Source organism: Microcoleus pseudofavosus SVA1_A4 (genome assembly GCF_036700565.1).
Taxonomy (GTDB): domain Bacteria; phylum Cyanobacteriota; class Cyanobacteriia; order Cyanobacteriales; family Microcoleaceae; genus Microcoleus.
On the sequence record NZ_JAUBPE010000001.1, the window covers coordinates 1 to 12,488 of the forward strand.

Annotated in this window: 13 protein-coding genes; 6 read left to right on the top strand and 7 right to left on the bottom strand. The window is 48.5% G+C overall.

Annotation, left to right across the window (positions count from 1 at the left end; translation table 11 throughout):
* Nucleotides 1-78 precede the first annotated feature (78 nt).
* Nucleotides 79-3,732, bottom strand: coding sequence for a CHAT domain-containing protein (locus tag QUA02_RS00005; RefSeq protein ID WP_333024312.1), 3,654 nt, complete (start codon nt 3,730-3,732; stop codon nt 79-81).
* Nucleotides 3,733-3,999: 267 nt separating this feature from the next.
* On the opposite strand from QUA02_RS00005, the gene QUA02_RS00010 reads away from it, so the two are divergent.
* Complete coding sequence (locus QUA02_RS00010; protein ID WP_333024313.1) at nt 4,000-4,125, top strand: hypothetical protein; 126 nt, start codon at nt 4,000-4,002, stop codon at nt 4,123-4,125.
* A 209-nt stretch (nt 4,126-4,334) separates the two neighbouring features.
* Here QUA02_RS00010 and QUA02_RS00015 read toward each other — a convergent pair whose 3' ends face one another.
* The gene (locus QUA02_RS00015) at nt 4,335-5,606 is read right to left on the bottom strand and encodes an aspartate aminotransferase family protein (RefSeq protein ID WP_333024314.1); all 1,272 of its coding nucleotides are present in this window, start codon (nt 5,604-5,606) and stop codon (nt 4,335-4,337) included.
* 128 nt (nt 5,607-5,734) lie between these two features.
* Here QUA02_RS00015 and QUA02_RS00020 point away from each other — a divergent pair, with 128 nt between their 5' ends.
* Nucleotides 5,735-7,009: a RuBisCO small subunit-like domain-containing protein gene (locus QUA02_RS00020; RefSeq protein ID WP_333024315.1), complete on the top strand. Its 1,275-nt coding sequence runs from the start codon at nt 5,735-5,737 to the stop codon at nt 7,007-7,009.
* A 99-nt stretch (nt 7,010-7,108) separates the two neighbouring features.
* Here QUA02_RS00020 and rbsK read toward each other — a convergent pair whose 3' ends face one another.
* Complete coding sequence (rbsK, locus tag QUA02_RS00025) at nt 7,109-8,029, bottom strand: ribokinase (protein WP_333024317.1); 921 nt, start codon at nt 8,027-8,029, stop codon at nt 7,109-7,111.
* Between the two features lie 229 nt (nt 8,030-8,258).
* Between rbsK and nblR the strand changes: the two genes are divergently transcribed.
* Together nblR and QUA02_RS00035 are read left to right on the top strand one after the other, a co-directional pair.
* Complete coding sequence (nblR, locus tag QUA02_RS00030) at nt 8,259-8,954, top strand: response regulator transcription factor NblR (protein WP_333024318.1); 696 nt, start codon at nt 8,259-8,261, stop codon at nt 8,952-8,954.
* A 131-nt stretch (nt 8,955-9,085) separates the two neighbouring features.
* A complete protein-coding gene (locus QUA02_RS00035) occupies nt 9,086-9,616 on the top strand; it encodes a DUF192 domain-containing protein (protein ID WP_333024320.1) in 531 nt (176 codons plus the stop codon).
* A 131-nt stretch (nt 9,617-9,747) separates the two neighbouring features.
* On the opposite strand, the gene QUA02_RS00040 is transcribed toward QUA02_RS00035, so the two are convergent.
* On the bottom strand, nt 9,748-9,879 hold the full coding sequence (locus tag QUA02_RS00040; protein ID WP_333024322.1) for a hypothetical protein: 132 nt from the start codon (nt 9,877-9,879) through the stop codon (nt 9,748-9,750).
* Between the two features lie 32 nt (nt 9,880-9,911).
* A complete protein-coding gene (locus QUA02_RS00045) occupies nt 9,912-10,241 on the bottom strand; it encodes a hypothetical protein (RefSeq protein ID WP_333024323.1) in 330 nt (109 codons plus the stop codon).
* Between the two features lie 187 nt (nt 10,242-10,428).
* On the opposite strand from QUA02_RS00045, the gene QUA02_RS00050 reads away from it, so the two are divergent.
* Complete coding sequence (locus QUA02_RS00050; protein WP_332981905.1) at nt 10,429-10,644, top strand: DUF2949 domain-containing protein; 216 nt, start codon at nt 10,429-10,431, stop codon at nt 10,642-10,644.
* Nucleotides 10,645-10,699: 55 nt separating this feature from the next.
* Here QUA02_RS00050 and QUA02_RS00055 read toward each other — a convergent pair whose 3' ends face one another.
* Both QUA02_RS00055 and QUA02_RS00060 read right to left on the bottom strand, forming a co-directional pair.
* Entirely contained in the window at nt 10,700-11,857 is a 1,158-nt protein-coding gene (locus QUA02_RS00055; RefSeq protein ID WP_333024324.1) for a pyridoxal-phosphate-dependent aminotransferase family protein, read from the bottom strand.
* An 80-nt stretch (nt 11,858-11,937) separates the two neighbouring features.
* Nucleotides 11,938-12,183 (bottom strand): DUF5340 domain-containing protein, encoded by a 246-nt coding sequence (locus tag QUA02_RS00060; protein ID WP_333024325.1) that lies wholly within the window; start codon nt 12,181-12,183, stop codon nt 11,938-11,940.
* Here QUA02_RS00060 and QUA02_RS00065 point away from each other — a divergent pair.
* Nucleotides 12,182-12,370: a hypothetical protein gene (locus tag QUA02_RS00065; protein ID WP_333024326.1), complete on the top strand. Its 189-nt coding sequence runs from the start codon at nt 12,182-12,184 to the stop codon at nt 12,368-12,370. The genes QUA02_RS00060 and QUA02_RS00065 overlap by 2 nt on opposite strands.
* The last annotated feature ends 118 nt before the right edge of the window (nt 12,371-12,488 follow it).

Genomic DNA, 12,488 nt, shown 5'->3' on the forward strand with positions numbered 1-12,488 from the left:
TTTCTTGCACCCTTACTACTTTTTTGGTCGGAAAACCCATACACTGTTTACTTTTCTCACTGATTCAGCAAGCCCTAACTAAACCCCAGCAGCCGTAAAAGCCGCCCAATAATAAGGATTAGCAAAAGGATAAGGTTTGCGGTTGCGAATTTGCTGCAAAGAAGCCTCCGCAATCAGGCGAGAACTTTGAGAAAGCCGATCGAACATTTGCGAAATTTGAGGTTGAAAATCCGCCAACAACACCTCCAATTCCTCGCCAGTCAAATCCCGCAGCCACCTTTGAGCGTCGATCAGCGCGATCGCCACATCTCCCACCTGCAACCGAGGAAACCGTCCGAGATTTTCATAAAACTTGCTAGTAAGCAGCAGCGTCGAAACATCGTTCACCTTCCAAAGACTGCTGACAACACTAGACGTACCAGCATACAGCAAACCCGCCGACAAACCGACAAAATCTCCAGCACCGCTGACAGAGGCGGCCGCAATTTCGCAAGCCGATAAAGTAACTAAAAAGTATTGCCTAAAATCGAGATTAAAAATTTCCTCCAAACTCAGAGAATCATTCCTCAAAAACACTGCGGATTTCAGCGGCACAGCCAAATTAAGCAAACTCAAACAAGCAAAGTGAGCGCATTTTTTCTGCTGCAACTGCCCTATTTGCTGGGGTAAATCCCCATTATTAGCAGACATTGCTCGGGAAAAAGCCTCTTTAATTGCCAGCTTCTGGCGCAAAACTTCTGCACTGGAAAAATACTGCGAAATATTGCCGATTTCAATGTTGCTGTAGAGCGAATTTCTGGTGAAAGTGGGAACTGCCAAAAGGTGCTGCAAACGCGGTCTGTACCGGCCAATAGCTGCGCTGCGCGCGATTTGTTTAAACCGCAATAGCTGACAGCTAGGAGCATAGCGAATTCCTCCAGCAAATCGATCGATCAAATAAGCAGCAGGAGTTGGAACGTCGCCCAAAGCCGAACCTTGAGAAACATCCGAACCGCTGTGGGCCTCCACATCTAAACCGCTGCGATCGCCCCACCCAGACTTAAAACTTCCCCCGCCGTCCTCAAACCCCTCTCTCACCCCCAGAGGCAAAGCGTGCAGCGGCAAAGCGTGCAAAAATCGGTGCGGCACAAAAATCAGCTGATCGCAATTCTCTGGAATCAGCGCCACCACTCGATCGATTTCCAGCAGCGCCGCCAAGCGTTTGAGCCGAGCCGGGAGATGATTGATCCAGCGACCTTTTTGCTCGGAATAAGCGCTGAGGTACTCCGATGCCCAAGTTTCGGCAGCCAAAGCATTTTCCCTGGAACACAGGTGAACAGCGGGATATTCTGCGCCAGCCATCACCACAAAAGCCACCAACAACTCCCCCAAACTCGCCCACACCACAGCAGCGCAATTAGCATCAGGCAACAATTGGCGAATTTCCTCGAAAGCGATCGGTTCAACTTTGCGAGCTAGGCTGAAGAAAGGGTCGTTTGCCTGCACCTCCCGAGCAATCAACCCATCAAACTGCCGCCACAATTGATTTAAGTGCATGAAGTCCGAGTTCGGCAGCAGAGAACCGCTGTTCAAACCAAGGCTGTCGCCCTCAGAAATCAAGGTAGCGATCGGCTGGGGCTCTCGCTGTTGTTGGTGCCGCTGTTCCCCCGCTATTTCCAGTTGCAGCGACTCCAACTCGCGGAGCACGGCTGCGGGAATGTCGCCTTTCGGGGTCAGGTGGCATTTGACGAGCAGTTCTACCAAATTCCGATTTTTGTGGCGTTCGGCGTATTCCAGAGCTTTAGCGCAATATTCGGGCTGGCTTGGGCCCAGTTCCAGGCAAACTTGCAGCAGGCATTTATAAAGTCCAGTCCAGGTGCTGGCTAGTTTGACTTTGGCGGTACTCGCCCGTGAAGCGTAGCTATCCCGTAGGGAATCGCCCAAATCGGCCACATCAACTTCAGCTTCGCCGCGCAAGAATTCAACAGTATCGACAGCAGCAGTAAAAACGCCGTAGGCGCGAAGCAAGTCGCCTCGAACTCGGTAAGCTTGACCCAAATAAAATGCAATTTGAGCCCAGCGGTGGGGATAGGTTTCGCGAGTGTAGACAAAGCCAGCACTGTGATAGCAGCCGATCGCACTTTCGATGTGGGACGAGTTTTCCGTCTCCGTCAGTTCCGAAAAAGCCCGGCCCAGATAAATTTGCAGCATGGCCCAGCGGTTGGGATATCTCTGCCTGGTGTAGACTTGACCCGAATTTTGATAGCAGGCGATCGCGCTTTTGAGATTGCGGTTTTTTTCCCCTTTCAGGTGTTCGCTGAAAGCCCGGCCGAGGTAGGTGCAGAGCATTGCCCAGCGTTCGGGAGTTTTTTGGCGGTTGCAAAACAACAAAGCATTTTGATAGCAGGCGATCGCCATTTCGATATTTTCGGCTTTTTCCCCTTTCACCCGCAGGCTGTAGTAGATCCTGCCGAGGTAAGTTTGGATCGAAGCCCAGGCTTCGGGAAATTTGATGCGGGTGTAGACTTGTAAAGCATTTTGAAAGCAGGCGATCGCCATTTCCACATTTTCCACCCGATCGCCTTTGATGCGATCGATAAACACCCGGCCCAAATTCCTTTGAGTCGTCGCCCACTGGAGTGGCAAAGCTTCCCGAGTCCGCACTTGCAAAGCTCTCTGATAGCAGTTGACCGCGTATTCGAGATTTTCGGCTCGGTTGCCCCCCAGCAACTCGCAGTAAGCATTTGCCAAATTATTTTGAGTCGTGGCCCAGCGCCGGGGAAACACCTTGCGGTTGTAGACTTGCAAAGCATTGTGGTAGCAAGCGACTGCCTGTTCCAGATTTTCGGCTTTGCCGCCCCGCAGCCGGCGGCTGTAAGCGCGGCCGAGATTGTTTTGAGTGCTCGCCCACTCTTCCCCGAAAGTTTCGCGGGTGCGAACTCGCAGCGCGTTTTGATAGCAGGCGATCGCCTGTTCTAGATTGTCTGCCGAATCTCCTCTGAGGCGATCGATGTAAGCGTTTCCCAGATTGTTTTGCAGCGTCGCCCACTGTTGGGGGTACTTTTCGGGAGTGCGCACTTGCAGGGCATTTTCAAAGCAAGCGATCGCCATTTCCATATTTTGAGCCTTATCGCCTTTGGGGCGATCGCTGTAAGCGTTGCCCAGATTGTTTTGCATCAGGGCCCACTCTTGGGGAAAGTCTTTGCGGGTAAAAACCTTAGCAACTGTTTCGTAACCGGCAATTTCGATTTCCAAGTTATTAGCCTTGCTGCCGAGGGGAAACCGCCCAATTTTGTTGCTCAGATTGCCGATTAGGGCTGCAATGCGCCTGGTTTCGGATTCTTTGGCAGCAGGAAACACCAAAGTTGCCCAGTGGCGCAGCAGTTCTGCGAAATTCTGGTCGAGTTTGTCTAAATTGTTTCTCAGCAGCGAGTACAGGTGCTGCGAATCAGCGCTGCGCGCCACTGCCTGCAATACTTCTGCTAAAAAAGCCAGATATGCGGCCCCGGTTGCGGGCAATTTATAATTGCCCTTTGCAGATTCTAAGGGTGCGATCGTCTTTTGGAAAAATTTTGCAGCTCTGAGCAAACTTTCTGGCGTCAGTGCCGGCACTTCCAAGTAAAGCGTTTGCACGAACCCAGAGTCGATGGACTTTGAGTCAGTCCTCAAAATCAAATCTATTCCTAAGTCCACAGGATTTTCCAGCAGCGCTCGGAGCATATTAACATCAGTTTCGCGACGCCGTTCATCCATCGTGCATTCCGCCGAATTATTAACGATAGGATCGCTGCTTCCGTGCAGCAATTAAATCACTTCCTGGTTTAAATTTCAATCTTTAACCGCAAGTACCAGTCTTCGAGGGGGATTAAAAAAACCAGTTTTTTCCACCATACACATCGCCACAACGTATTTTCCTAAAAAAACAGGCTTCTGCACAAGTCTTAAACTTGACAAACCCGCCCCGACTGATTTGCAGCGGGGCGGGTTTAATTTTAACCTGATAAATTTTAGTAGTGCGCAGTGCGCACCCTACTATTGGGCCGAGGAACGAGAAATCTCGAAGAAACCGGGTTTAGTCCCAATATTGCGTTAGTTGCAGCGCTACAGCTAACAAAAACAGTTCGCGATCGCACTCCGACTCAATAAACCGGGTTTTTTATCGAATCTGCGGGCCAGAACCAAGTGGGTCCCCATGTAATATCAATTCCGGCTGCACCGGAATGATATAGAGGACACGGCAGTGCCGTGTCCCTACAATTGATCGTGGTAGGGACACGGCACTGCCGTGTCCTCCGTTTATATCATTCCGATGCTAACGGAATTGATGTAAGTCCTAAAAAATCAAGTCAGAAGATTTAGTGTACCGCTTGAGAACGCAGCGCTGCTTCCACAGCCAGCAAAGCTCGATCAACTTCAGCGGAGTTGACAATCAGCGGCGGGACAAACCTCAGCACTTTCGGCCCGGCGGGAACCAACAGCACTCCGGCGGCGATCGCAGATTTGACGATATCAGCGGATGTAAGTTCGATATCAGCTTGCAATTCCATCCCCACAATCAAGCCCCAGCCGCGCACCTCAGCAATTAAATGCGGATATTCGGCCGCCAGCTTGTTGAGCCCTGCTTTCAACTGTTCCCCGCGCTGCTGCACGTTTTCTAGAAGGTTTTCCCGTTCCAAAGTTTGGCAAACGCACAAAGCTACAGCGCAAGCAAAAGGATTGCCGCCGAAAGTGCTGGCGTGACTTCCCGGTTCAAATACATCGCAGGCAGATTTGCACAGCATAGCGCCGATCGGGATACCGCCGCCCAATCCTTTGGCAGATGTAAAAATATCCGGTTCGATGCCGAGGTTTTCGTAGCCCCAATATTTGCCGCTGCGTCCCATCCCGACTTGCACTTCGTCGAGAATCAGCAAAATGCCTTTTTCGTCGCAAATTTCCCGAATGCGCTGGAAGTAGGCGATATCTCCGGGGCGAACTCCGCCTTCGCCTTGCAGCGCTTCCATCATAATTGCAGCTACTTGGCGTTCGTCTTTGTCGAGTTGCTCGATCGCAAGTTCGATCGCACTAATATCGTTGTAAGGCACGTAGTGAAATCCGGGCATCAAAGGGCTAAAACCCTTTTGATATTTAGGCTGTCCCGTTGCGGTAATTGTCGCTAAAGTCCGCCCGTGGAAACTCGCAACGGCGGTAATAATTGTCGGATTCGCGATATTTAATTTTTCGTGGGCGTACTTGCGGGCGAGTTTAATTGCTGCTTCGTTAGCTTCGGCACCGGAGTTGCAAAAGAAGGCTCTGTCCGCGCAAGAATGGTCTACAAGCCACTTCGCCAGCTCGCCCTGTACGGGGATGTAATAAAGGTTAGAAACGTGGTGCAGGGTCTGAATTTGCTGAGTTACCGCTGCAATCATTGCCGGGTGCGCGTGTCCGAGAGTGCAGGTAGCGATACCCGCCACAAAATCGAGATATTCGCGGCCCTCGGTATCCCAAACGCGGCAGCCCAGGCCCCGTTCTAGGGCGATCGCAAAACGCCCGTAAGTTGACATTACATAGTTGTCGAAGCTTTCAGAACTGAAGGGACTGGCTTCGGCTTGCACGATTGGTTCTTTTAGTAAGGTTTCTGGACTCACGAATCGCTCCTTAACAAATAATATGCAGACCTCGATTGTAAGGTAAAAATCCAACTTCGCGGTGCAGCCTGTTACTTTTGTCATAAAATCATAACAGTAACCTCAATTAATCCCTCACAAATCTACTGATGAGTTATTACATTTCTCCTAACTTTCTCGATAAAGTTGCGGTGCACATCACTAAAAACTTTTTAAATTTGCCCGGGGTTAGAGTTCCCCTAATTTTAGGAATTCACGGCCGCAAAGGAGAAGGCAAAACTTTTCAAGCCGAACTGGTTTTCCGGCGGATGGGCTTTGAACCGGTGATGATATCTGGCGGGGAATTAGAAAGTCCAGATGCGGGAGATCCGGCGCGTTTAATTCGCTTGCGCTACCGGGAAGCTGCGGAGCAAATTCGCGTGCGGGGCGAGATGTGCGCCATCTTTATTAACGATTTGGATGCCGGTGCTGGCAGGTTCGATACTACTACTCAATATACAGTCAATACTCAGATGGTCAATGCCACTCTGATGAATATTGCTGACAATCCCACTAACGTGCAGTTACCGGGAAGTTATGACAGCACGCCACTGCACCGAGTGCCGATTATTGTCACGGGAAATGATTTTTCTACGCTGTACGCGCCGCTGATTCGCGACGGGCGGATGGAAAAGTTTTATTGGGAACCGAGCCGGGATGATAAAATTGGGATTGTCGGCGGAATTTTTGAGTCGGACAAATTGTCAAAAACCGAGATTGTCGGGTTAGTTGATAATTTTTCCGATCAGGCGATCGACTTTTTTAGCGCTTTGCGATCGCGCATTTACGACGAACAAATCCGCGACTTCATTCACCAAGTAGGAATCGAGCGAGTTTCCAAGCGTTTGGTAAACACTCTCGAAGCACCGCCAGATTTCAAGAACCCGAATTTCAGCCTCGCTCATTTATTAGAAATGGGCAGTTTGATGGTGGGCCAACAAAAGCGGATTCAGGAAATGCGCTTAGTAGATGAATACAACCAATCGCGCCTGTTCAACGTTCAAGGAACCGTCAATGTTCCTGCTGCTGCTGCGCCGACGCAAAGCCAATTAAACGACCCAAACTCGAAATATTATAAGGCTTATGTTGAGCCAAGTCCTGAAGTTAGTAACGGTCAAGTAGCGCGGCTGAGTTCCGAGGTATTGGAACAAGTAAAGCAGTTATTAGCAAGAGGCTGCAAAATTGGCATGGAATATGCAGATAATCGCCGATTTAAAACTGGTTCTTGGCAAAGTTGTGCGACGATTAAAACTGCACAGGAGAAAGATGTGGTTGCATCTTTAGAAACTTGTTTATCCGAACACGGCGGCGAATACGTGCGGCTGATTGGTATCGATCCAAAAGTCAAGCGGCGGGTAGTTGAAACAATTATTCAGCGGCCATAAAAGTAGTTCAAGTAGGGTGCTCTTCGGCGTACCTGACAAATTCCAGTAATGCGCGCTTGAAAAGTTAACGTAGGGTGCTCTTCGGCGCACCTTACAAATTCAAATTAAATTCTGCAAAAATTTATCAAAAGTTGCCCGATCGCACATAGCACCTTGAGCACCCGCTTTAGTTGTACACAGAGCGCCCGCTGCTGCGCCCCACCGCACCGCCTCTGAGATTGATCGACCGGCATCTAAGGCGGAGGCCAAACCGCCGTTAAAAGCATCGCCAGCAGCCACAGTGTCGATCGCCTCCACAGCAAAAGCCGGTACAAAAAACGTTTCATCCGCAGTCACCGCAACAGCCCCGCGATCGCCCAATTTGACAATAACATTCTTGACACCGCGCTCCTGCAAGTGTTTGGCAGCTACAATCGCTGTTTCGGTGTCGTTCACCCGAAAACCGGCTAACTGGCTGGCTTCCACTTCATTCGGCGTCATAATGTCAATTAGCGGATAAAGTTCCAGTGGCAAATCCGCCCTAGCAGGTGCTGGATCGAGGATAACTTGCACCCCCGCTTGACGAGCAACTTTCGCAGCTTCTTGCACAAATGCCAAGGGAATTTCTAACTGTAACAGCAAAGATGTAGCTTCGGTTAACAGTTTTTTGAGACGTTCTATATCTGCTTCGCCAACATTATTATTCGCGCCCGGAATCACAATAATATTATTTTGACCTGTCTCGTCTACGGCGATAATTGCCACTCCTGAATGAGTGTTTTTGTCTATTAATACATTGTCTGTATTTACACCATGTAATTGTAAATTCGTCAACAATTCTTCAGCAAATTTATCGTTGCCGACGCGACCGATGATGTGGGTGGAAGTGCCGAGACGGGCGGCGGCGACTGCTTGATTTGCTCCTTTGCCGCCGCCAGCGGTGAAAAAATTGCTACCGATGATAGTTTCCCCTGGCTGTGGCAACCGGGGAGTTTTCGCTGCTATGTCGATGTTGATACTGCCGAATACGATGATGGTCATAATTTAAATTGGGAATTGGGAATTGGGAATTGGGAATTGGGAATTGGGAATTGGGAATTGGGAATTGGGAATTGGGAATTGGGAATTTTCAACCAATGACAACTGTCAACTGACAACTGACAACTGACAACTGTCAACTGACAACTGTCAACTGACAACTGTTAACTGTCAACTGACAACTGTCCCTTGATACGTGCTAGAACAGTTATGATCTACATCGGTCAATTCAATGGCTGCAATTACTCTCGATCGCAATCCCTGTGTCCTGCTAGTTGAAACAGACGAAGTTCTCGCCGGACACTTGAGTCTAGATTTAAAATCCTCCGGCTACGAACCGGTAGTGGCTTCTAATACCGCCACCGGCCAACATTTAGCTCATGAATTGCAGCCAGCTTTGATTGTAATCGATCGCATACTTGGTCCTGAGTCGGGGCTGTCGCTGTGTTCTCACCTCCGAAATATTGGCAATCGGGCGCCGGTGCTGCTATTGATCGGTCGCGATACAGTTGACGATCGCGTCGCTTGTCTGGAAGCTGGCGCGGACGATTATTTCCTCAAGCCCTACCGCACTGAGGAGTTTTTGCAGTTGGTGCGCTTGTACTTGCAGCCGGATAACAGCAGCAACGAACAATTGAGGTTTGGCGATTTAGTTTTGGATTTGGCCTCTAGGCGGGCCCTGCGCAACGGACGGGCGATCGACCTGACGATGAAGGAATTTGAGCTGCTAAAGTATTTGATGGAACATCCCCGCGACGTTTTGACTCGGGAACAAATTTTGGAAAATGTTTGGGGTTACGACTTTCTGGGCGAGTCGAATGTGATTGAGGTTTACATCCGCTATCTGCGGATCAAGATTGAAGATGAGGGCGAAAAGCGCTTGATTCAGACGGTGCGCGGTGTTGGTTATGTGATGCGCGAATCTTGAAGCAGTCAGTTGACAGTTGTCAGTTGTCAGTTGTCAGTTGTCATCACTCAACGCAGTCAACAGTCAACAGTCAACAGTCAACAATTGCCAATTACCAATCTAAAATCTAAAATCTAAAATCTAAAATCATTATGAGTTATTTCGCTAATTTCCTGAGTATTGGGGTAATTGTATTTTTGCTGGGATGTTCGCCGGCTTTACCTGTCGCGAATGCTGGTGCTACTGGTATTTTGGCGTCGCAGTCTCCGACGGCGACAACATCGGGTCAAGTGCTGCCTGTTTCTGCTAGAGTTCGGATAGCCGATCGCGCCATCGAACTGGAAGTCGCTAAAACCCCCGAACAGCAGGCTATGGGTTTAATGTACAGAACTTCTTTGGCTGATGACAGAGGAATGCTGTTTGAGTTTAAACCGGCGCGGTGGGTCAATTTTTGGATGAAAAATTGCCAGATTTCTCTGGATATGATTTTTCTGCGGGATGGGGTGGTTGAGGCGATCGAAGTTTCTGCACCTCCTTGTACTGCCGATCCTTGTCCCACCTACGGGCCCAATACGACTGTCGATCGAGTTATTGAACTCCGGGGCGGGCGGGCTGCTGAACTCGGTCTCAAAGTGGGCGATCGTATTGAAATCGAATTTTTGAACGAAAACCTGCATCAATAAACAATCCCCCGGTTTCCTTCTTCCTTCTTTTTACCATCCGTTAGATCCGTTACGGAATCCGTTGCCGAACTGCCTTCTGCCTTCGGAAAACCGAAAAAATTTAGAAAATTTACAAAAATTGATATAATTTGTTAAATTATTAATCGGCGAGTCAGCACAAACACCAAAAGATTTGCTACGATGTCAATCTCAGTCAGTCTGGGGTTGAGCTTGTTGGCGGAAGCTGTAGATTGTTGGTCGCAGGTATGAGACGAGTCAGCCACTCGTTACCAATCCTGAGAGACGATGCTCAGCCTCAAGGGCAGCAGCACGAAAAGAAATTCTCTGGAACTTCTGGCGATCGAGCTCCATCTACTAAACCTATCTGAAGTAAGATGCTACGAGCCAATTTAATTGGCAAAGTTAACTTCTGGTAGCAAGACCTGAGTTCGATCGAAATATCTGACCAATATTGCCGAAGTAGATTTGCGGATTCTGCATTTTGGTAGATGAAGTTAAACTCTGAACCTGGTTTAGTAGTTTTAAGTAGGCAGCAGAATTTATTCAGATTTCCGCTGCAAAATACCGAGGTATTCAGTTTAGGTGCGATCGCACATCCTGCGATCCCATAGCGAAAAAAATCCAAAACCTTTCACTTTTTGGGAAAGGTTGGCTTTAGAGTCGCACTCAGCAACAAACGTCGCATTTTCAACGGCAAATACTGTTTTAACAGATATCAACGGTTCCAAGACAGATTTAAAACTGGCTTATTACTAATCTCAAACATCAGGTTCGCATCAGAAAATGGTGTCCTACACTTGGAGGAAAAATTCATGGCACCCGCTACATACACAAGATTAATTCGATTTTTACAAGAAGATTTGGCGATTTCTCGTGCGTCAATTGATGTCGCCGAACGTGTTGGCGGTAACGAACAGCGACAACGCGATCGCGACCCGAACTCCTTGCCGATGGTATTGTGGCAGTACGGTTTAGTGACGCTAGAACAGTTAGATAAAATCTTTGATTGGTTGGCCACGGCATATTAAAAGGATTTTAGATTTTAGAAAGCATCCAAAACCCAAAATCCTTTAATAACTGAGATTAAGATTCAGCCAATAATCTCGCAGCAGCGGCAACGCCGGCACCAGGAGTAAAGCCTTCGTAACCCATTTCTCGCAACACCACTTCTAAAGAGGAAATAGCTGCTAGAATATCGCGATCGCACACGAAGCCCAAATGACCGATTCGGAAGATTTTCCCCTTCAAATGGTCTTGTCCGTCGGCTAGTGCAATGTCAAATCTCTTTCTCATCAAAGTCCGCACTTTTTGAGCATCTACTTCGGCGGGCGGCATGACAGAAGTAATCGCAGGGCTGGCGGCACCGTCAGCGGCAAATAATGGCAAACCTAAAGCTTGTACGGCGGCGCGAGTAGTCATCATTAACCGCTTGTGTCGCGCGAAAACATTTTCCAATCCTTCGGCTTTCATCATCTGCAATGTTACTTGCAGTCCAAAAAACATATTGACCGGTGGAGTAAAAGGAGTCGTATTTTTGGCAGCTTCTTTGCGGTATTTGCCCAAATCTAAATAATAGCGGGGCAATTTTGCAGTTTTGTAAGCTTCCCAAGCTTTGGGACTGACGGCGACAAAACCCAAACCAGGCGGAATCATGTAAGCTTTCTGAGAACCCGAAGCAATGACATCGATTCCCCAAGCATCCATCGGAATATTGACAGCACCTAAACTGGTCACAGCATCGACCATAATTAAAGCTTCGCCGTGGGCTTTAACGTGGCGGTTGATGGTTTCGAGGTCGTTGAGCACGCCGGTGGAAGTTTCCGAGTGCGTGATGATGACAGCTTTGATTTGCTTTTCTGTATCTGCTTCCAGTTTTTCGCGGAAATTTTCCGGGTCTAAAGCTTGGCCCCACTCGGCTTTGATGATTTCGACATTCAAACCGTAAGCTTCGGCTACTTCCGCCCAGCGTTCGCCAAATTTGCCGTTGGTGCCGACTAAAACTCGATCGCCCGCACTCAAGAAATTAATTATCCCAGCTTCCATCGCGCCAGTACCAGAAACCGTTAAACTCAGCACGTCGCTGCTGGTTTGGTGCAACCATTTCAGGTTTGCGGTACATTCTGCAAAAATCGCATCAAATTCCTTGCTGCGGTGGCCCATCGGGTGTTTTGCCATCGCCAGCAATGCCGCTTCGGGCACCGGTGTCGGGCCCGGAATCATCAGCATTGATTTGTTGTCCATGATATTGTCCTAACTTTTTCTGTGGGAGTTATATAGAATAAATCAAAAAGCTCTATTGCCGAATCTGCACCCTAAGTTTTTTAATTTTTAGCTCCCATAGGGTTAGTTTCGTTTAGAGACCAGCGGTGTTCTACTGCTAAGTTCGATCGCTCGCAGCTTTGTTCTAATTGCTTCTGAAGGGCAAGGGCTTTCCGCAAAGTAATTATCAGTTGGTGAACTTGTGCTTGCTGCGGTGATTTTTGACTGACAGCAAACATCGTTTTGCGTTCCAACAATTGGAGTAGCAATTCGTAGTGAATGTAGGACGGAAGGGGGATTGGCTCCATGAAAGCTAACATACCTCAGCGAACCGACACCCCATTGCAATTGCATGAGGCATCACAGGTGAACATTAGATGCCCGATTTTTTATTTGTTTTCTAACCGTACAAAAACCCCTGCTTTGCCGATCGAATATTCGGGGCTGGGTGCGTTGGACACGCTAAATTTGGCGATCGACCGACTCAAAGAATAGATTTAATTGATTTGCTGCAAGATATCTCTATGCAATATAGCTGCGAGTGCTATTTTTTTTTTCAGCGCCTGAGTCGATCCAGGGCATAAATTCTCATTTATTTGCCTACTGTATCAAT